The organism is Planctomycetaceae bacterium, assembly GCA_021371795.1.
Lineage (GTDB): Bacteria > Planctomycetota > Phycisphaerae > Sedimentisphaerales > UBA12454 > UBA12454.
The window spans coordinates 1-19,990 of the sequence record JAJFVK010000026.1 but is presented as its reverse complement, the minus strand read 5'-3'; the positions used below and the strand labels follow the sequence as shown (position 1 = coordinate 19,990).

Here is a 19,990-nt window from a genome sequence, read left to right as displayed (position 1 = left end):
CATGATGAACAAACGGCGAGTAGTAATTACGGGCCTGGGCTGTGTTACACCTATTGGTGTCTCTGTCGAAACTTTTTTCGATGCGGCAGTCAAGGGTAAAAACGGAGTAGCGGCAATCACCAGCTTTGATGTTTCACAGTTTTCAACGCGATTTGGCGGCGAAGCGAAAGATTTCGACATCACCCAGTTTGTCGAACATCGTGAAGGCAAGCGGATGGACAGGTTCTGTCAGCTTGCGGTGGCATCTGCTATCCAGGCTGTTAAAGATTGTGGAATTGATTTTTCCAAAGCAGACCTCGATCGTTGCGGCTGTATTTACGGCAGCGGCATCGGCGGAATTCAGGAAATTGAAACACAGCACATTAGATTGCTGAACAAAGGTCCGAGAATGGTTTCACCGTTTACGGTTCCCAAACTTATGGGCAACGCCGCGTGCGGTACTATTTCAATGATGTACGGTCTTAAGGCTGCGAATTTTTGTGTTGTTACTGCGTGCGCTTCGGCATCACATTCAATCGGCGAAGCGTTTTATAACATTCTCGATGGCAGAAGTGACCTTGTTATTACAGGCGGCTCTGAAGCTGCGGTGTCTCCTGTCGGTCTTAGTTCGTTCTGTGCGTTGAAATCATTAAGTACACGCAATGATTCACCGGAAACTGCGTCAAGGCCGTTTGATGTCGGTCGTGATGGTTTTGTCATAGCTGAAGGAGCGGGGGCGGTTGTTCTCGAAGAATATGAACACGCCAAAAAACGCGGAGCAAAAATTTACGCCGAGCTGCTCGGCTACGGCGCCACAGCCGACGCTCATCATATTACAGCACCATCGCCGGAAGGTGAAGGCGCGGTAAGGGCTATTGAGCTGGCGATAAAGCAGGCCGGTATTCCAAAGGAAAAATTTGATTACATCAACGCGCACGGCACAAGCACTGAACTTAACGATATTGCCGAGACAACGGCGATAAAGAAAGTTTTTGGCGACCACGCTTATAAGCTTTCCATTAGCTCTACAAAGAGTCTTATGGGTCATTCGCTGGGTGCAAGCGGCGCTATTGAGCTTGTAGCAACCTGCAAGATGATAGAAAAGTCGATTATTCATCCGACGATTAATCTTGATAATGTTGACCCCAAGTGCGATCCGAAACTTGATTTCGTACCAAAGGTTGCCAAGGAAAGAAAAATTAATTATGCCGCCAGCAATTCATTTGGCTTCGGCGGTCACAATGCCTGCCTCGTTGTCGGTAGGATATAAAAGTTGAAAGATTATATATTAAAAACCCTGTCAGATGTGGCAGGGTTTTTTTATGCGTTCAAAATATTAAATTTTAAATTGGAATATTACTCAATCTGTGATTTAGTGATTTCGACAACTTCAAAATGAAATTCGCCCTTCGGCTTTTTTACCATTCCTTTATCGCCCACAGCAAGGCCGTGGACAGCATCGCCTACGGGTGAGTAGATGGAGATGCTTCCTGCGTCGAGGTCGGCATCGTTTGGCCCCAGCAATTGATAAGTAACTTTCTCTTTGGTATTCTGGTCAACCAGAGTTACTACTGTGCCGAAGACGGCTTTGTCGCATTGAACTTTTGTACAATCGATTTTTTCCGACCGGTTTATATTGGTCCTCAATTCGCCGAGTCGGCCTTCGATAAAGCCCAATTCCTGCCGGCCGTAAATATATTCGCCGTTTTCCTTTAAATCGCCCATTTCACGGGCTTCACTGACTCTCTTCCGCAGTTCAGCCGCTTCTTTTTCGAGTTGAGCCATTTCTTCCATAAGTTTACTAAAACCTGTCAATGATATTGGTACAAGCTCTATCATTTCCGAAATACACCTCCACATATAAAATTAAACACTATTTTCATATCTGAACAAAATAACAAATTTGCCTAAAATGGTCAAGTTATGAATTTGGGTTATAATTTTAAATTTTTTCGGCCTCCATATCACGATGCAACGACCTCAATATAATCTCGTATTGTTGAAAATCGTAAGTTTGCGTATTCTTTATCCTGCTATGAGTGCCATAATATCCTGGGACTGCTCTGAAACCAGTGCCAATCTATTTTAGCTTGTTTTGACCTGCTTAATACATCTAAACTGTGTTTTATGAGGTTTTACAGTGATGACATGCAAGAGGTCATCCCGCTTGCGGAATAGGCTCCCTTGATTTTCAGATCATAATTTTACCTACTATGCTATTATTTATTCTTTATGTAGTCCGGATCCATTTGTGGTGTTCGCTGGCCAATCATTTCCAGTGCCTGCAGCGCAAATACGTTCCAGCAAAATACGCGATGATAACATTTATTTGCGTTGGCTTTAGTAGTGGCCAGATATTCCTGACTTGTGGGAAAATTTTCACATAGATTTATTTCAGCCCAGAGACGATTTGCGATTCTTGCATCGGCTTTTTTCCAGCCGTGCATCTTGCCGGCAGCATAAGCCAATATCTCCGGACGCAGCCAACTGCCTCCGTTGTAGTACATTCCATCGCAGGCATGGTCGGCATACGTTTTTCCGAATTCTTCATTCATCACAGGATAGTATTTATCAGTAAAATAACTCCAGCCGTTCGGAGCGTCTTTTTTCAACCAGATTGTAATGGGAGCGATAACGCCTTTTTTGCCTTCTGCCGGGAAAGGCGCATCTTCTCGCGGCCAAAAGAGCGGAACCTGCTCTAATGTGTTCACAACCATTTCATCCGTAAGAATTTTTCGGCCGAACAGCCATAACGACATATATTCAGGATGCAAACTGTCAAGGCATATCACGTCATCAATTGAATGACTCGGGCAAAATAATTTTTTGTCTGGGTTATAGTAGCTTCGGTAAGCATCTTCGGCTTTTTCGATGTATTCTTCGGATATAGTTTTGCTGATTTCCGGAATATTCAATTCTTTTATAACACGAAGCGTTACCGCCCAAACGCCCTGATTGATAGCAAGGTTTTCAGTCCATTCAGGATAATCAACAATATCGTTCATCCCCATCACAAATTTCGCTCGGCAAATGCCGTCTCTGTCGGGGTCGAAAGTGTCCATACAATATCGTGCGGCTTTAATTATACGCTCCATCGGCAGCACTGTGTTATAACGCCGTCGGTTAATCATTGCCCACATCAGCCATTCAGGTGTGGCTTCATTGGATTTTTTTTCGATGGCGCCCATCTGTGGAGTAATAATGGTACTTATTGCCCCGTCAGGTCCCTGCGAAGCTCCCCATCGAAGAAAAATCTTTTCATTCAATTCGCGATTGTAACATGCCCATAAGGAATAAGCGCTGTCGCGATTGTACATATCTGGAGCGTAATAAATGCTGGGTACAGAGTGAGGCTGAAAATCAAAAGGCTCCGTAATCCACATCAGGGACATCAGTGTCGCGTAAAAAACTTTTTCAGTTTGGCCGCCTTTGAAACCGAGTCCTTCAGCGAGATAAATTTGTGAAGCCAGTCGCAAATCGTGCATTGTATTTTTGAGTTTATCATCAACGAAAATGAAAACTGTTTTTTCAAGTTTCTGGCCGATTGTCAGCCGGTCAAATGGTTTTGAGGCTGTTTTATTACGGCGAATTTCGAGATTTTTAAACGCGAAATCGTATTTACCGGTTTTGTTGTTCCAGTCACGGGATACAAACAATTCAACCGGACAGTCCAGAGCATTTACCAAACAAAAATCTTTTTCAAAAACCGCCCAGTCGTTTGATTCTGGAATCGCGTCAAAGGTTAGAGCCAGTTCTTTTACAACATCTCTATTCTTATCCATCATCCACAACCGTGTGGCTAATTTGTCGGTGGAACGATATTTAAACCGAATTGTGTAGAATCCTTCTTCGTCTATGATTACAGGCAGTGATATTCCGCCGTGGCCTTTTTGTTCAGCGACACCGTTTACACAAAATTCTCCATTTTTTACAATCGCCTGGCATTGGCCGAAGACTTTAAAGTTTTCTTTGATTTCGCTTGGTTGTTCCTGTGTTGATGTTTCATCCTTGTAAAGGATTTCGCCAAAGGTCTGACTTATATAGTTATTGCCTACTGCTCGTTCTTTCGGCCGGCATATCTCAAATAGTCTGGCATCCGGCAGTTCTTTGAGGTCTGTCAGTCCGCCTTGCGTGTTTGCTTCCGGCCGTCTGCGGAATATACGCGTATAATGATTTTTAAAGCCCGCATCAGCCAAAAGGCCGATGGTCAGGCCGTCGGTGGTTCTATAGCCGATAGCGGGAAAGAGGTCTCGTAAATTGCCGCCGTTGCAATCTGGCTGGTCGAAACTCCAATAATTTATCGGTGCAGTTGCCGGTTCGATACGGTTTGTTATCTTCAGGAAAATAACCGGCATATCGGCCTGGTAAAAATCTATTCGTTTGCGAACAACGTGTTCGTTTATGATGTCGTAAATAACGGTTATGTACAGGTCAACAACGAATTTCAGCTCAACTTTGCCGGTCAGTTCGACGTGTGAAGAATTGCCTTTCCATTCAGTTGCTTTCCAGTTTTCTACTGCATCCTTTACGCTCGCTTCGGCATTTTGAAACCACGCTGAAAACTCGCCGCATTGGGATTGACTATTGACAGCCGTTTTCTCCGCGAGAATGGTTACATAAAAGCCGGAAGTTTTATTGCCGTCAACTCGAAGCGAAACATTATTTGTGTCCGATGATTCAGCGGCATTGGCAGAATTGAAGGCAAACAAAAATAAGATTAACAGTAATAAATTATTTATTTTTTTCACAGGTAATGTTCTCCTTAATTTTGCCATTGGCAGGGCATATAACTTTATTCTCAAATCTTTTTGCAATATCAGCCACTATTTTGCTCCTGAATCCCTCTGCGGCAAATTACCTTGTTGCGTGGTTTCGAAATTATGTATTCTTAAACCACCCCATTCTTCAAGTTTTCATACCTCTTTTAACCATCTGGATAACCGCATTTTGCACATTTGTATGACATTTTTATTTTTCAGAGTAGTTCTCGAATTAATTGATGTCATAAAAAAACAGTCCCGACTTTCGCCGGGACTGTAGAACCGTTTATTAAATCCGTTCTTTAAACGGTATTATTTCATATGTACAACGATTTCAACTCTTCTGTTCTTTGATTTTCCGCTGCCTGAATTCGGAGCAACAGGTCTGCTTGAACCGCAGCCAATAGCTCTGATGCTGTCATCCGGAATGCCGGTTGAATTTAATTGTCTAAGTACTGACAGAGCTCTTTGTGCTGACAGTTCCCAGTTGTCTTTCCAACTTGATTTCTTAATTGGGTCTGAATCTGTATTGCCGACAACATCAATCAGTCTGCCGCTGTATTTATCCTTTAGAACGCCCACGATTCCGTCAAGATTGCCCTTTGCGGAAGCCTTTAATGTCGCTTTACCTGAATCGAACAGAATCGTTTCGGGCAGTGTAACGGTAATTGTGCCTTCTTTAGCGTTGACGTCAACGTCATATTGATCGCCGAAACCTGTAGCATCGCCGGCTGATTTCCCGCCTGCCATTTCACTTTTCATTCTTTCAAGTTCAGCCTGACTTTCTGCTAATCTGCCTGCAAGTGCTTCCTTTTCTGATGCGCTTCCTTCAAGTGTCGATTTGCAGTTATCATACAATCCCTTAAGATTCTGGTGCTCAACATTCAGGGAGTTATATTTTTTCTTATAATCCGTACAGCCGCCCAACAGAGCAACCGAAGTAAGCACAACCGTCAACAGTACAACATTTTTTCTCAAAGCCAACATTTCAATCTCCTTATACAAAGAAAAAAATTCCATTTCAGATTTAACGGTAAAATACGAACTGAAGCCAGTTCATAACCGTGTCGTGTAGAATCATAACCACAAACACGCCAATTGACAAGAAGGGACCATAAGGAATTTGACGTATTTTTTTAAAAAACATACAAATGAACGCCCAAACCAGTCCGAAGAACGGCGCGATGAAGAAAGCAGTTACCACCGGCCATGGCCCAATGACAGCGCCCGCCGCTCCCATAAGGTGCACATCGCCCAGCCCCATAGCCTCTCTGCCAAAAGCCAAAGTGCCTAAAATACGCGTTGCCCAGACTACTGCACAGCCAATGAAATAGCCCCATAAACTGCCGAAAAGTCCAGCAATGACAGGTACTTGCGAAAAATCTATCCACCAATTCTGAAAGCCCGGAAACCATTCGTAAACTTTATACGCGATGAAAGCTCCAAGCACTATCGGGAGTAAAAATATTGTCTCTTTCAACATTTCCAGACGGTGCTTGTATGTTATTGGCGGCTGATTTTCAGTTTCAGGGGTTGGAATGTCAGAACACTGTTGCGTATAGCTTGTTTTGATAATTCCTGTAAAAAGTAACAGCAAAGATGTTAGTAACCCCAATAATGCGCCTGCCGAGAGTGCAGCAACCTTTGCTGAAGCAGACGGAAACAGGTCGTAACTTCTGATAATTACAGGGTCATACACAAAAACAGCCAATGCCGAACCGATAATTCCAACTGCCGTAACGAGCCAGCAAATCGAAAGCGGAATAACCTGTAATTCCAAGTCAATCGCTGACGCGGCGATAAATGCGGCCAACATAATTATCTGGATAATGTACAGGAAGTAACCTGTGTCTAAAAATCCGCCGAGGCCTGTTCTGATATTCACGCGGAAATAGAGCAAATAAAATCCAACGAAAACAACCGCCGTGAACAGCTCTACTATAAAATATCTCGGCGAAATCGGCGTCTTGCATTTTCTGCATTTGCCCAACAGCAGCAACCATGACAGCAGGGGGATGTTATCGTAAAAGGCAATCGGATTTTTACAGCCCGGACATGCCGAGCCCGGATGCACAATCGACAAATCCCTGGGCATGCGATATATCACGACATTTAGAAAACTGCCGACGCACGCACCAATAGCGAAAATAAACGTAATCGTAATCCATTCCGGTATCATAGTCATATTTTTATATCACAGATTACGCTGATTACACTGAAATAATCATTTAATCTGTGTAATCAGTGATTAATTTATAATTGTTTATCTACTGTGCCGGCGACTTTCATCTGTAAACCGAACAGACGAATGAAACCTGTCGCGTCAGTTGGGTTATATTCATCGCCCATCGTAAAGCTGGCCATCTTTGTATTGTACAGACTCTTTGGACTCTTTATTCCCGCGGGTGTGCAGCGGCCTTTATAAAGTTTCACTCTTACCGAGCCTGTTACGTTCTGCTGTGTTACATCGACGAACGCATCGAGAGCGTGGCGCAGTTTGCAGAACCACTGGCCATTGTAAACAAGGTCAGCGTATTTCAGGGCAATCTGCTGCTTATAATGCAGTGTTTCGCGGTCGAGCGTTAATGTTTCCAGTGCTTTGTGCGCTTCGACGAGAATTGTGCCGCCCGGCGTTTCGTACACGCCGCGGGATTTAATTCCGACAAGACGATTTTCCACAATATCGGCCTGACCTACGCCGTGTTTGCCGCCGATTTTATTCAGTTCGACGATAAGTTTTACCGGGTCTGTTTTTTTGCCGTTGAGACTTACCGGAATACCTTTTTCAAAACCAATTGTTACATACTCCGGTTTGTTCGGCGCTTTTGTAACAGGATTCGACAAGACAAACAGGCGATCCAATGGTTCGTTTGCCGGGTCTTCGAGTTCTGCGCCTTCGTGGCTGATGTGCCAGAGGTTGCGGTCGCGTGAATAGATTTTCTTTGTGCTTTGGTCGATTGGAATATGATGTTCTTTTGCGTATTCAATTGCCGCTTCTCGGCTTGTGAGTTCAAATTTCGTGTCTTTCCACGGAGCGATGATTTTCAGTGTCGGGTCGAGCGCCATATATGTAAGCTCAAAACGCACCTGGTCGTTGCCTTTGCCTGTTGCGCCGTGAGCTACGCCGATAGCACCTTCGGCCTGTGCGACGAGAACCTGATACTTGGCGATAAGCGGACGGGCAATGCTTGTGCCGAGCAGGTAGCCGTTTTCATAAATCGCGCCGCTTTTGAGCATCGGCCAGAGATAATCCGTAACGAATTCCTTGCGAAGGTCTTTTACAATGCACTTAATTGCGCCAGACTGCATCGCTTTTTTCTTTATGCCGGAAAGTTCCTCTTCCTGACCGAGGTCGGCTGCGAACGCGATAACGTCATAGCCATAGTTTTCTTTGAGCCAGGGCAGAATTACACTTGTATCCAGGCCGCCGCTGTAAGCGAGAACGACTTTATTATTTGATGATTTAGCCATATTAAAATCCTTAAAAATTAGTACACAACACTCATAATAAGTGGATGATTATACAGTTTAGATATGATTTGGCAACGAGCAAGTTACCGTTTATTTTGCTTAAGGGCCGATAATAAACATGCTGGTAAGTATAGCTTGGTACTTTAATAAAAGTTAATATTTTCAGATATTCAAAGCAATAGTACCGCCGTTTAGGCCGATAAACTAATTGCAAGCAGAGGTTTTTTATCTTTCGAGGGACACAGTAACAGTGGATTTCTAGGACGGGTATTTAAATATGGCTAAAAATCATGAAACCAGCGGTCGGTACAAAAAAAAATTAGTGAGGATATTATTCTATACTCTTCCATTTATTGTGGTTTTCTTTGCGATATTTGCCATAGTAAATGCGCAAAAGAGGATATGGAAAAATAATCTGCATAAGGAACTACAGATACATATATATAGAGAGACTATCGGCGTTGAGAGTTATTTGAGGGAAGTTGTACAGGATATTTCCTTTCTTGCCGATTCTGCTGAAGAAACTGAAATTTTTGATAATTCCGGCAGGAAAGTACGCTCTGATTTAACCGACTTGTTTGTAAATTTCGGCTATGCACGTGGAATTTATTCGCAGTTTCGCGTACTTGACATCGGCGGCATGGAAATCGTTAGGGTAGATTTCAAAAATGACAAAGCGGTAATCTGTCCCGAAGACAAATTGCAGGACAAAAGCAGCAGATATTATTTTACCGACTCTATTGTTCTGGATAAGGGTCTGATATATATATCAAAACTCGATTTGAATGTTGAAAATGAACAAATCGAAATGCCGTATAATCCGATGCTTCGCTTTGCGACTCCGATTTTTGATAAATCAGGAACAAAAAAAGGATTGCTGGTTCTTAACTATATGGCATCTTCGCTTCTGAATGTTGTGGGAGACCATTCCCAAAAAAGTTTTGATTCGAATATAAAAAGTCAGTTTTTGAATAAAGACGGATACTGGTTATATAACTCCGAGCAGGAAAAATGCTGGGGCTTTATGTTCAATGATCGGCAAAACCGCTCAATGATTGTAGAAAATCCCGAACTGTGGGAAAAGATAAAAAATTCAACAGACGGTATTTTCGAAAATAAAGAAGGTATTTTTGTTTATAACACAGTATATCCACTCAAAACTGCATTCGGACGTTTGGGAATTGAAAACATCTCTGATATTAAAACCAGAACTGGTGAACGGTACTGGAAAATTGTATCGTATATACCAAGCGATTATATTGCAGCTTATCAGAGTAAGGCCAATATGATTTTATTTTTGCTTTTTGGTGTCATCAGCGTCGTTATTATAATAATAGAAAACAAACTTATATCAAATCAGAAACAGCTTCTGCAAAAGCAGGAAAATCTTGAAACAGTCTTTCAAGTTGTACCTGTAGGAATGCTTCTGCTAAATGAAAAAATGGAAGTTGTAAAAATCAATGGTTTTATCAAAAATTTAATAAGCCAATATAGTCTCGGCGACCAGCTCGGAAACTTACTGGGTTGTATCCATTCCTTTGAAACCCCCGAAGGTTGCGGACATAGCACTTCATGTCCTAAGTGTCCGATTCGCAATGCTGCCAAAGCAGCAATGGAAAAAGACAAGTCCGCCTGCTGTGTAGAAGTCGTGTCAACGCTTTTAATAGACGGTAAAAAAACAGATTTATGGCTGGAAATAAATATCGAACCGATAGTTTTGAATGGCAGCAAACATGTGATTATGGCGATGAACAATATTACCGAGCGCAAGCAGGCTGGAGAGGCTCTCAAGCAAAGCGAAACTATGCTCCGCACCATCTTCGCTGCAGCACCGGTTGGTATAGCACTTTCAAAAGGGCGCGTCATACAGAATCTCAATAACCAAATGAGTGAAATATCTGGTTATACATCTGAAGAATTGATTGGGCATTCAACGCAGGTGCTTTATCCGGACATGGCGGAGTTTGAACGGGTGAGCCGGGACCTCTACACCAACCTCAGACAAAATGGGTTCAACAGTATCGAAGCGATGTTGCGGCGAAAAGACGGGAAAATAGTTAATGTATTGTTAAGATCGTCGATGCTGGACATAAATGATTTGAACGCCGGTGAGATTGTTACCGTTCTTGACATCACCGAACGCAAGCGGGTAGAAACGGCTCTCCGACAAAGCGAAGCTGTGTTAAGCAGCACATTTGCGGCAGCACCGGTAGGCATTCTGCTGATTAAGGAACGTATCTTCCGGAAAATTAACAACCAGATGAGTGAAATATCTGGTTATACATCTGAAGAATTAATTGGGCAATCCTCGCAGATACTTTATCCGGACATGGCGGAATTTGAACGGGTGGGTCGAGAGCTCTACATCAACCTCGGGCAAAACAGTTTAGACTGTATCGAGGCGATATGGCAGCGAAAAGGCGGGAAAGTAGTTAATGTATTGTTAAGCTCATCAATGCTGGACATAAATGATCCGAATGCCGGCGAGATTGTTGTTGTTCTTGACATCACCGAACGCAAGCAGGCGGAGAAGTTGTTGCAAACCGAGAAGGACAACCTTAAGGCTATATTTAATGCGGCTCCAGTCGGAATGCTTCTACTCAACGAAAAGGCGGAAGTTACACAAATCAACGGCGTTGTCGAAAAATTGATAGGCCAATATCATCTCGGTGATCAGCCCGGAGATTTACTGGGTTGTATCCATTCCTTTGAAACCCCCGAAGGTTGTGGACATAGCAGATCCTGCCCAAAATGCTCAATTCGCAATTCCATCGTAAAAGCATTAAACCTTGATCGACCCTCACATTGCGAGGAGGTCCCGACAACACTTTTGGTGGAAGGGGAAAAGATAACTCTCTGGCTGGAAATAATTATCGAACCCGTTGTTTTGGACGGCAGTAAATATGTGATTGTAGCCATGAGCGATATTACCAATCGCAAAAAAGCTGAGAAAGAAATGGAAGAGGCTGTTGAAATGAAATCAAAATTTATTTCTACCGCTTCCCATGAATTGAGAACGCCTTTGACCTCTATAAAAGAAGGTGTAAACCTTGTATATAGCGAAATGACCGGTCCGCTCAACGACGACCAGAAAGAATTTCTGGGTATCGCAAAGAGAAACGTTGACCGGCTCGCCAGATTGATAAACGATGTTCTGGATTACCAAAAAATGACTGCCGGCAGAATGGATTTTAATCTGAAGCCCGCAAATATAAATGAAACTGTTAAGCTCGTCGAAGAAACAATGAGGCCGCTGATAAAAGAAAAAGGCCTGGATCTTATAATCGAGCTTGATGATGGAGTTCCAATGGTAAATTTTGATAAGGATAAAATCATTCAGGTGTTGACCAACCTTGTAAACAACGCCCTTAAGTTTACCGAAAAAGGCAGCGTAAAAGTTACTACTTCCCGCAGCGATGATAATATTATCACTGCTGTCAAAGACACAGGAGACGGAATCAAGCAGGAAGATATGTCAAAGCTGTTTAAGGAATTTGAACAATTACCCACTAAAGACAACTTCAGAAAAACAGGCGGAACAGGCCTGGGCCTTGTGATTTCCAAAAAAATTATAGAAAGCCACGGCGGTAAAATATGGGCAGAATCTGAATATGAAAAAGGAACTACATTTTATTTCACTTTACCTATGGAGGCGATACCATGCCAGATAAAATCTTAGTTGTTGATGATGAACCGGATATTTTGAGAGTCGTTACATTTAGTCTGAAAAAATGGGGCTATGAAGTCATAACAGCAGTGAACGGTCAGGAAGGACTGGACAAAATAGAAGCCGAGAAACCAGACCTCGTCCTGCTTGATGCCGGTATGCCCGTAATGAATGGGTTTGAGATGCTTGAAGAATTACGTGGTAATTCGGAATGTAAAAATATTCCTGTAATAATGCTGACCGCGCATTCAGACCCCAGAGATATAGATATTGCCCATAAATACGGCATCCTCGAATATGTTACCAAGCCGTTTGACCCGATAGAATTACGGGGAAAAATCGCAAATGCAATGAGTCATTCGAAATAAAAAATGCAGAGGGAAATGATATGGAACAGAAAAAAATACTTATAGTTGATGATGAAAATGACTGCCGGTTGACATTGGTCGCGGAATTGCGTTCAGCGGGCTATAAAGTAGTATCTGCCAGCGATGCTGTGGCGGCTGTTATGATGGCCATACAGGAAAGACCCGATTTGATTCTTCTCGATATCGGTTTGCCTGCGAGAAGCGGAATTGTTGTTATGGAACGTATTGCCGCTCTGAGTACCATTGCCATGACGCCGATTATTATCGTAACAGCATCGGATTCTGAAGAAACAAAAATGCATGCATTAAAAAATGGTGCCGTAGGGTATTTTCAAAAACCATTTGAAATTGACGAACTTTTAGAAGCCATTCAAAAAGCGTTGGGAGTTTCAGTATCCGGCGATGCGGACACGGAGCATCAATATTAAAGAAGCCGGTTATTTACCGTCGAATCTGTTGATATGCATGATTTTCTTCAGCGGCCTTTTGGGGACGTGCAGCACATCTTTATCGTCGAGATAATATTTTGTGCTTTCGCCGGCGTCTTCCATAACGGGTGTTTCAGCGGGTTTGCCAAGAGCAATAACCGAATTGATTTGATATTTCTCATCGATATTTAAAATTTCCTGAATTTTCAGCCTGTCAATTGAGCCAAGCCAGCAGGAGCCTACGCCTTTTCCCCATGCGGCCAGTAAAATATTTTCTATGGCAGCGGCGGCATCTACATGAGCTTCCTTTTTTATTTCAGTGTCAACAAGGACAATTATATAAGCGACCGGCCTTTGCAGAGGTGCCGGGTTTCGTTTCGGTTTGACATGTCCGGCCCAGGCAAGAGTGGTAAATAACTTGCTGCACATATCTGGTTCATCGACGATGATGTATTCGAGTGATTGAATATTCGCCGCAGCAGGGGCGCACCTTGCTGCTTCGACTAATTCAATTAGAAAATTTCTGTCTAATTTTTCCTGATTGAAAAGCCTGATACTGCGACGAGATTTGATGGTTTCAAAAATATCCATAGCGATTCCGATAAAATTTATTTTTCTCTTTTTTCCAGTCCGTTTATAAGGCCTGATAACATTTTAGCAATTTCTTCAAGGCGATTTCTTAATTGTACGTTTATGTCATCTGTGATTAATTTTCTTCGTTTGGCCAACTCAAGCAAAGGAACACATTCCTGTACAGAACCTCTGGCGATGCCAAAAAAATGTTTTCTGTCAGGTTTGGTGAAACGACCGTTCCCTTCGGCAATGTTTGTGGATATTGATAATGAGGCTCTGTTCAACTGATCAGCAAGAAAATAAAACCCTCTTGGGAATTGCTCTGTTAGCCCACAGATGTTATCCGCGAAATCGACAGACTTTTGATAAACAATGAGATTTTCAAAGGCGAAGCTCATAATCGTTTTTGAAAGTAGTAAGTAGAGAGTAGATCACAGTAGAAAAGCCTTCAACCATAAATCACTGCCTTGGCCTATCCGACAGTTGTTATGGTTACTCTACTCTCAACTTTCACTTTTCTACTGTTCTATTTTTCTGCAAAGCAGAAAAATGGGCAGTACAGGACTTGAACCTGTGACATCCTGCTTGTAAGGCAGGCGCTCTAGCCAACTGAGCTAACCGCCCGAAAACATTAAATTTTAATTAAACTATAAAATTTGTCAAGATTAAAAATTAGCTGATTATTTTGGTGAAAATCAGTTTCGAGTCGTTTGGTGCGTAAAAATCAGCTATATCGGCCATTTTGTTGTAACCATTTTTTATGTAAAACTGCTGGGTTGACACATATTTTTCCGAGCCGGAAGTCTCAATTACCGATAATCGCCCCTTTTGAGCGGCTATCTCTTTTTCCGCAAAGGCAAGCAGTTGTGAGCCAATGTGCTGCTTTTGAAAATCAGGGTCGACCGCAATCCAATAAATATCAAACGTTCCCAGTGTGCAGGGCGTTGCTCCGAAACAAACCCAGCCGACAACTTTATTTCCCATAACCGCGACATAAGACTGATACGTGCAGCCGGGCTTTTGCAAAACAGCATCCTCAAAAACTTCGCGGGCAATGTCAACTTCGACAGGGCGGAAAAAATCTGTTCGGACGATAAAATCCAAAACAGTTTTTTGGTCGTCGGCTATTGCTTTTCTGATTTTTATCTTCATAAATATTTCCAATAGCATTTATTAAATGTAGGGGCAGACCTATGTGTCTGCCCAAAAAGGGCGAACACATAGGTTCGCCCCTACAAACGTTTGTTTGCGTTTTCAATTACCGCGAAAACAAAAAGTTCATACGGAATGCCGGCTGCCTCCAGAGCGGCGGCAAAACCTGCGTCGGCGGAAATATCAGGATTGGGATTAATCTCAATAATATACGGCTTGTCTTCTTCATCGAGTCTGAAATCGACACGCACATAATCCCGGCAGCCCAACGTGTTCCACGCACCGACTGCAAGTTTTTCAATTTCATTACTCAACTTTTTATCCAAATCGGCCGGAATTTTTCGTGGCGTATTGTTATATGCGAAAGAATCCTTTTGCCATTTCGCATCGTAATCTACAATTTTCGGCAAATCTTTCGGAAACGCGGAAAAATCAATCTCCGCAATCGGCAGCACTTCAATTTTGCCGTCTTTTTCGAGAACCGAAACATTTAGTTCCCTTGCGCAGATGAATTGCTCCATAATCACCGGCTGGTTGAATTTTTTTTGTATCTGCTTAACAATCTTTTTCGCTTTTTCTCTGTCTGCGGGCATCTGCACAACGCAATCCGTTGTAATGCCTTCGCTTGCATCCGAAAGAGCGGGCTTGATTATGTATTTTCCTTTTTTAAACAGATTCGGATTGAATTTATCATTTGGCCCAAAGGTAACGCCGACAGGGCACGGCAGACCTTTTTGAGTCAGCAGATTTTTTGTTTGCGATTTATCCTGTGCGGTTATAAGAACGGCGGTCTTGCTGCCTGTGCAGCTTTTATTAAATGACTGGCAGATTAACGGCACGAAACAGGCCTGTTTAATATCGCCGATGAATTCCTCGACCAGATTGAAAATTATCTTTTCTTTTCGGCCTGCAAGGATACTCATCAGATGTGTTATGTTTTCTACCTCAAGAATGGCACATTTAATTCCTATTTTTTTGCACGATTGGGCAACCATATCGACCTGCTCCATTACGGCCGCTCTGCTTTGATACAGCGGGTCGTCAGCGGGACCGAAGGTGTTGTGTAAGATTAGTATGTCATCCATTCTTTGCTCTTTTAAACGCGTTATCGAGAATTGTGCCAATCAGCTTATCATAGCTCATTCCTTCCTGCGTCGCAATCATCGGCAGGTCCGAATGGCTCGGATGCATTCCAGGCAGAGGATTAACCTCCAGAAAACAGGGTTTGCCTTCGCTGTTGCAGCGAATATCGACACGAGCTGCGTCACGGCACTGCAAAACTTTATAACACTCAAGAGCTAAAGTTTCAACTTCCTTCTTTAAGGCGGGGGAGTCTGTAACAGGGTGATAAAAAATCCGCGATTCACATTCTTCCTTGTTTACATAAGAATAAATCGCAGGCTCATCTTTGCTGCGTATCTCAATTTCCATTGTCCCGAGAACATAAGCATCTGCGTCGCTGCCGAGAATGGCTGTTGTAAATTCTCTGCCCGGCAGGTATTCCTCGACAATCACCGGCTGGCGATAGTCTTTCAATAATTGTACGCAAATCTTTTTCAACTGTTTTGCGTCTTCGATGTGCGAATTGCCGTCGATGCCTTTGCCTGTTCCCTCGGCAAGAGGCTTGGCGAACAGCGGGTAAGTCAATTTGATATTTTTTAAATCTTTTTCATTTTCGACAACCGCGTATTTTGCCGTTGCAAGGTTTGCCTGTGCGACAAGCTGCTTGGCGATTGCTTTATCGAGTGTCGTTGCGCAGACCAGCGGGTCTGAAAATGTGTAAGGTATCTGGTAAAGTTCGAGAATTGCCGGCACGTAAGATTCACGGCATCTGCCGCCGAGGCTTTCTGCAATATTGAAAACCATGTCCCAGCGTTTGCCGGCGGTGAGCATTTTGCACAGAGATTTAGCGTTGCCGACTCGTTCGACATTATAGCCCAGCGATTCAATGGTTTTCTGAATCGCGTCGATTGTGCTCTCGGAATCGAACTCGGCGACATCCTGTTCGGAGTATCCCTCGGCGAGGTAGTCCTTGCGCAAATCATAAACGAAACCTATCAGTTTTTTTGCCGGCATAAGATTAAGGCTCAAACAGATAGGCAGTTTTTTTGTCGACAGATTTTTCGTGCCGTTTGATTCGGTGATTTCTTGCAGGGGCGACAAAATTTGTTCTGCCGCTTGCAAGCTCCCATACGCCTGTTTGCTCCGCAGGAGTTGTATTTGCAGGCAGAGATTGTATGCATGGTTCAGGGTAATTGACCAGCAATCCCTGATAATTTCGTAAAACCGTATGCGAAGGACTCATCGAAACTATGTAGTTTGGCAGTATCGGAATTTTACCGCCGCCGTGAGGGGCATCGACGACGAAAGTCGGTATCGCGATACCGCCGATTCGGCCGCGGAGGTACTCCATAATCTCCATACCCTTGCGAACGGATGTGCGGAAATGCTCAACGCCGCGGACAAGGTCGCACTGGTAAAGATAATACGGCCGGACACGCATTTGAACCAGTCCCCGGCAGAGCTGTTCGATAACCTTTACGTCATCGTTTACGCCGGCCAGTAGTACCGTCTGGTTGCCAAGCGGAATGCCGGCGTCGGCAAGTTTGGCACAGGCCTGTTTGGCCTGCGGAGTGATTTCGTTCGGATGGTTAAAATGCGTGTTAATCCACAGAGGATGGTATTTTTTCAGCATATTAACCAAATTATCGGTAATTCTCATCGGCATAACGACCGGTACGCGCGTTCCGATACGGATGACCTGAACAGTCGGCACAGAACGCAGCGATGAAAGCACCATTTCGATAGAGCCGTCGCTCATTGTCAGCGGGTCGCCGCCTGAGACGATTACGTCGCTTACTTCTGGATGTGCGAGGAGATATTCGGTAACCTGTCGGATTCTCTGTGCGGTGATGGAGCTTTCGCGTGCGCCGGCGATTCTCTTGCGGGTGCAGTGACGGCAGTACATCGAGCACATCGTGGTTGTGATAAGCAGGACTCTGTCGCGATAGCGGTGCACCATACCCGGCACAGGCATATCTTCGTCCTCTGACAGAGGGTCGTCGCAGAGAAACAGCGGGTCAACAAGCTCACGCGGCTGCGGGACAGCCATCGCAAACACAGGGTCGGAAATGTCCGCCCGGCGAATCAGCGAGGCATAATACGGCGTAATAGCCATAGGGAACTTTTGAATAACGCTGTCAATATGTGGACGCTTCAAGCCCGGCAGATAAGTTGCCAATTGCTCGGCAGACCGTATGCGGTTTTTAACCTGCCATTTCCAGTCATTGGGGTCGCTATCCGCGGCAGAATTATTCAAATCATTTAAATTTTGTGGGGAGCAGGCAGGCGAAGGCCTACCCGGAGGTTCTGAATCCTGACTCTCGACAGAAGCCGCTGACGAATCAGCATCATTTAACATATACTGTTTTTCCTAAAACAAAGACACCCGCCTTGGCGGGTTAACCAGCAGCGGCAACATTCACCGCTCATCGTATGATCTAATATTTCAATACACTTAATTTTTGGATTGTCAATAGGTATTTGAATTTTTTTTATAAAAACAAGGCAGATTGGTACCATCGATACACAGTTTATTCAAATCCCGCGACTTTTGAGATAATTCAATAGAATGGTAAATGCCGGCTTAATCATTTCGCCGTGGTTGTGTCCCTGTATCTCATACAACTCTGTTTTTTGATGGCCTGCAACCTTCATCATACGCATCATATAAGCGTTTTCCTCGTATCTGCCGAGTAACTCCAGATTCCTGTCGCCGGTGATTAAAATCAAAGCCGGGGCGTCCGCACGCATATGATACAGTGGTGCGAACTGGTCAATAATAGGCTGTGTGTCAGGAATTTTTCTTTCTTCCCGGACAACCATGTGAGTTATCATCTGACCGCTGCACGGAATAATGCCGGCGATTTTATTTGCGTCAATGTTATATTTCGCCAGCCATGTTTTGTCCATGCCGACCATACTTACCAGATAGCCGCCTGCGGAATGGCCGGATATGAATATTTTGTTTGGGTCGCCGCCGTGTTTTGCAATATTCTCAAACACCCAGGCAACGGCTGCTGCGGCATCTTCAATATACACAGGGCATTTAACTTTTGGGTATAAACGGTAATTGACCGCGACTACGGCGATTCCCTGTTCTTTTAATTCGTCTGGAATGCTTTTGTTTCCGCCCTTAATGCCGCCGCCGTGAAACCATACCACTGTCGCGAAATGCTCCTTATTGGCCGGATAGTATATGTCGAGCCGACAACGCTCCTTAATGTAAGTGTCTGATTTTGCTTCGTTTGCGTCACGATACAAAATGTCATTTTGAGTCATATATACAAGAGCCGGTTCAGCATAAACGCTAATGGATAAAAACAGGGAGGCAAGTATGATCATTAGCAACGATGAATTATTTTTCATGTCATTCTCCTAATGTTTTGAGTCAAAACACAAAAAGCCAAAAACTTTTAAGTCTTTGGCTTTTTATAACTTATCAAAATGGGCAGGACTGGAGTTGAACCAGCGACACATGGATTTTCAGTCCATTGCTCTACCAACTGAGCTACCTGCCCGTTCGGCTTTCTTGCGAAACTGCGAAAACTAAAAATCTACAAGAAAACTCGTGCTATTGCAAGAAAAAATAAACGAAAATAAAGAACTTATGGCAATTTTTTTACAAAATACAAAGACGCACGTTTTATTAAAAATCTGACACAACTTCATATCACAAAAGCAATTATCAAATTTTTCATTTTTCATGTTTTTGGCAAAAAACAGTGTTAAATCCACGCAAGTTTTAGGCATTTTTCATTTTTTCAGTCAAAATTCTTGTCAAAAACATATAAAAATCCAAATTACGCAAATTATGCGCAGGCTTTAGCGTGCGCAAAATTTCAAACATACTATATATAGTTGTCAGTTGTTAGTAGATAGTCGATAGTGCGCGTTTTTGACAACGAAATCGCGCAAGACGCAAGTTTCATAAACAAAAAAAATTACAAAACGACAGCAGAACGCACTGGAATAAGGTAAATTAATATAAAATGTCAATGAAATCGTAAGAAATAACAAAAATGAAAAATCGGTGTTTTGAAAACTTGCAGATTTGTGAACCGCGGATTAAAAGGATCTACGCTACGGCTCCGCCATCGATTTTTAAATCTCTGATTTTTAAACCGGAGTCCTTCTGCATCGCTTCGAGAACGTCTTTTGTATGGTAGCATATCGCTTCAATCGCGGCGAGGATTGAGCAGGTACTTTCTCGAGTACTTTCCGGATGGAATTATTTACGCTTTGCCATATTTCTTCCGGGTCGTGCTCGACCCAGCCGGGTTTGGGAAAATATTGAGGAAATTCCTGATATGCGGTTGCTACGCTGCATCCATTTTTGTCGTACACGATGGCACGGCTTCCGGTTGTGCCCTGATCAATTGACAGAATGTATTGGCTCTTCCGGTAAATGGGTTGGTAGGTTGCAAAAAAAAGACATAGCTTTATTATAGATGGGAAAAAAATAAACCACCTATTGGAGATAAAGCCATGTCAACAAGTCTGTTGTATCATACCTTTGGTATTCGTTCTGTG

17 protein-coding genes, 2 tRNA genes and 1 pseudogene are annotated in these 19,990 nt (G+C 43.4%); 4 read left to right on the top strand and 16 right to left on the bottom strand.

Annotated elements, in window-relative coordinates; translation table 11 throughout:
- The first annotated feature begins 1 nt into the window (after window position 1).
- On the top strand, window positions 2-1,249 hold the full coding sequence (fabF, locus tag LLF92_12415; GenBank protein MCE5341907.1) for a beta-ketoacyl-ACP synthase II: 1,248 nt from the start codon (window positions 2-4) through the stop codon (window positions 1,247-1,249).
- 86 nt (window positions 1,250-1,335) lie between these two features.
- Here the strand turns inward: fabF and LLF92_12410 are convergent, their stop codons facing one another.
- From LLF92_12410 to LLF92_12390, 5 genes are all read right to left on the bottom strand, one after another.
- On the bottom strand, window positions 1,336-1,818 hold the full coding sequence (locus tag LLF92_12410; protein MCE5341906.1) for a transcription elongation factor GreA: 483 nt from the start codon (window positions 1,816-1,818) through the stop codon (window positions 1,336-1,338).
- Between the two features lie 380 nt (window positions 1,819-2,198).
- Window positions 2,199-4,727 carry a hypothetical protein gene (locus LLF92_12405; GenBank protein ID MCE5341905.1) on the bottom strand — a complete coding sequence of 843 codons (2,529 nt, stop codon included), beginning with the start codon at window positions 4,725-4,727 and terminating at the stop codon, window positions 2,199-2,201.
- 324 nt (window positions 4,728-5,051) lie between these two features.
- On the bottom strand, window positions 5,052-5,726 hold the full coding sequence (locus LLF92_12400; protein MCE5341904.1) for an OmpA family protein: 675 nt from the start codon (window positions 5,724-5,726) through the stop codon (window positions 5,052-5,054).
- A gap of 40 nt (window positions 5,727-5,766) precedes the next feature.
- Window positions 5,767-6,924: a prepilin peptidase gene (locus tag LLF92_12395; GenBank protein MCE5341903.1), complete on the bottom strand. Its 1,158-nt coding sequence runs from the start codon at window positions 6,922-6,924 to the stop codon at window positions 5,767-5,769.
- A 68-nt stretch (window positions 6,925-6,992) separates the two neighbouring features.
- A complete protein-coding gene (locus LLF92_12390; protein MCE5341902.1) occupies window positions 6,993-8,210 on the bottom strand; it encodes an argininosuccinate synthase in 1,218 nt (405 codons plus the stop codon).
- Window positions 8,211-8,487: 277 nt separating this feature from the next.
- Here LLF92_12390 and LLF92_12385 point away from each other — a divergent pair, with 277 nt between their 5' ends.
- The 3 genes from LLF92_12385 to LLF92_12375 are packed head-to-tail and all read left to right on the top strand — an operon-like array spanning window position 8,488 to window position 12,673.
- On the top strand, window positions 8,488-11,889 hold the full coding sequence (locus tag LLF92_12385; protein ID MCE5341901.1) for a PAS domain S-box protein: 3,402 nt from the start codon (window positions 8,488-8,490) through the stop codon (window positions 11,887-11,889).
- On the top strand, window positions 11,871-12,245 hold the full coding sequence (locus LLF92_12380; protein ID MCE5341900.1) for a response regulator: 375 nt from the start codon (window positions 11,871-11,873) through the stop codon (window positions 12,243-12,245). Before LLF92_12385 ends, LLF92_12380 begins: the two co-directional genes overlap by 19 nt.
- A 20-nt stretch (window positions 12,246-12,265) precedes the next feature.
- Window positions 12,266-12,673, top strand: a complete 408-nt coding sequence (locus LLF92_12375; GenBank protein MCE5341899.1) for a response regulator transcription factor — start codon at window positions 12,266-12,268, stop codon at window positions 12,671-12,673.
- Between the two features lie 9 nt (window positions 12,674-12,682).
- Here LLF92_12375 and LLF92_12370 read toward each other — a convergent pair whose 3' ends face one another.
- The 11 genes and pseudogenes from LLF92_12370 to LLF92_12320 all read right to left on the bottom strand — a co-directional run bounded on the left by LLF92_12370 (window position 12,683) and on the right by LLF92_12320 (window position 19,837).
- Window positions 12,683-13,264: a nitroreductase family protein gene (locus LLF92_12370; GenBank protein ID MCE5341898.1), complete on the bottom strand. Its 582-nt coding sequence runs from the start codon at window positions 13,262-13,264 to the stop codon at window positions 12,683-12,685.
- Window positions 13,265-13,281: 17 nt separating this feature from the next.
- The gene (locus LLF92_12365) at window positions 13,282-13,644 is read right to left on the bottom strand and encodes a four helix bundle protein (protein ID MCE5341897.1); all 363 of its coding nucleotides are present in this window, start codon (window positions 13,642-13,644) and stop codon (window positions 13,282-13,284) included.
- A 152-nt stretch (window positions 13,645-13,796) separates the two neighbouring features.
- Window positions 13,797-13,870: transfer RNA gene (locus LLF92_12360), tRNA-Val, on the bottom strand.
- A 48-nt stretch (window positions 13,871-13,918) separates the two neighbouring features.
- Window positions 13,919-14,398 (bottom strand): GNAT family N-acetyltransferase, encoded by a 480-nt coding sequence (locus tag LLF92_12355; GenBank protein MCE5341896.1) that lies wholly within the window; start codon window positions 14,396-14,398, stop codon window positions 13,919-13,921.
- 80 nt (window positions 14,399-14,478) lie between these two features.
- Window positions 14,479-15,483, bottom strand: a complete 1,005-nt coding sequence (locus LLF92_12350) for an ATP-grasp domain-containing protein (protein MCE5341895.1) — start codon at window positions 15,481-15,483, stop codon at window positions 14,479-14,481.
- A complete protein-coding gene (locus LLF92_12345) occupies window positions 15,476-16,474 on the bottom strand; it encodes an ATP-grasp domain-containing protein (protein ID MCE5341894.1) in 999 nt (332 codons plus the stop codon). Before LLF92_12345 ends, LLF92_12350 begins: the two co-directional genes overlap by 8 nt.
- Before the next feature lie 4 nt (window positions 16,475-16,478).
- A complete protein-coding gene (locus LLF92_12340) occupies window positions 16,479-17,819 on the bottom strand; it encodes a KamA family radical SAM protein (protein MCE5341893.1) in 1,341 nt (446 codons plus the stop codon).
- Window positions 17,820-17,995: 176 nt separating this feature from the next.
- The gene (locus LLF92_12335; GenBank protein ID MCE5341892.1) at window positions 17,996-18,826 is read right to left on the bottom strand and encodes an alpha/beta hydrolase fold domain-containing protein; all 831 of its coding nucleotides are present in this window, start codon (window positions 18,824-18,826) and stop codon (window positions 17,996-17,998) included.
- A gap of 79 nt (window positions 18,827-18,905) precedes the next feature.
- Window positions 18,906-18,978: transfer RNA gene (locus tag LLF92_12330), tRNA-Phe, on the bottom strand.
- A 557-nt stretch (window positions 18,979-19,535) separates the two neighbouring features.
- Entirely contained in the window at window positions 19,536-19,640 is a 105-nt protein-coding gene (locus LLF92_12325) for a hypothetical protein (protein ID MCE5341891.1), read from the bottom strand.
- Window positions 19,641-19,660: 20 nt separating this feature from the next.
- Window positions 19,661-19,837, bottom strand: a pseudogene (locus LLF92_12320) (glycerol kinase).
- Window positions 19,838-19,990: the final 153 nt, after the last annotated feature.

Bases quoted from the DNA above. Each gene is read 5' to 3' on its own strand.
- fabF (MCE5341907.1), top strand. From the start codon at position 2: ATGATGAACAAACGGCGAGTAGTAATTACGGGCCTGGGCTGTGTTACA.
- LLF92_12410 (MCE5341906.1), bottom strand. From the start codon at position 1,818: ATGATAGAGCTTGTACCAATATCATTGACAGGTTTTAGTAAACTTATG.
- LLF92_12400 (MCE5341904.1), bottom strand. From the start codon at position 5,726: ATGTTGGCTTTGAGAAAAAATGTTGTACTGTTGACGGTTGTGCTTACT.
- LLF92_12395 (MCE5341903.1), bottom strand. From the start codon at position 6,924: ATGACTATGATACCGGAATGGATTACGATTACGTTTATTTTCGCTATT.
- LLF92_12390 (MCE5341902.1), bottom strand. From the start codon at position 8,210: ATGGCTAAATCATCAAATAATAAAGTCGTTCTCGCTTACAGCGGCGGC.
- LLF92_12385 (MCE5341901.1), top strand. From the start codon at position 8,488: ATGGCTAAAAATCATGAAACCAGCGGTCGGTACAAAAAAAAATTAGTG.
- LLF92_12380 (MCE5341900.1), top strand. From the start codon at position 11,871: ATGCCAGATAAAATCTTAGTTGTTGATGATGAACCGGATATTTTGAGA.
- LLF92_12375 (MCE5341899.1), top strand. From the start codon at position 12,266: ATGGAACAGAAAAAAATACTTATAGTTGATGATGAAAATGACTGCCGG.
- LLF92_12370 (MCE5341898.1), bottom strand. From the start codon at position 13,264: ATGGATATTTTTGAAACCATCAAATCTCGTCGCAGTATCAGGCTTTTC.
- LLF92_12365 (MCE5341897.1), bottom strand. From the start codon at position 13,644: ATGAGCTTCGCCTTTGAAAATCTCATTGTTTATCAAAAGTCTGTCGAT.
- LLF92_12355 (MCE5341896.1), bottom strand. From the start codon at position 14,398: ATGAAGATAAAAATCAGAAAAGCAATAGCCGACGACCAAAAAACTGTT.
- LLF92_12350 (MCE5341895.1), bottom strand. From the start codon at position 15,483: ATGGATGACATACTAATCTTACACAACACCTTCGGTCCCGCTGACGAC.
- LLF92_12345 (MCE5341894.1), bottom strand. From the start codon at position 16,474: ATGCCGGCAAAAAAACTGATAGGTTTCGTTTATGATTTGCGCAAGGAC.
- LLF92_12340 (MCE5341893.1), bottom strand. From the start codon at position 17,819: ATGTTAAATGATGCTGATTCGTCAGCGGCTTCTGTCGAGAGTCAGGAT.
- LLF92_12335 (MCE5341892.1), bottom strand. From the start codon at position 18,826: ATGAAAAATAATTCATCGTTGCTAATGATCATACTTGCCTCCCTGTTT.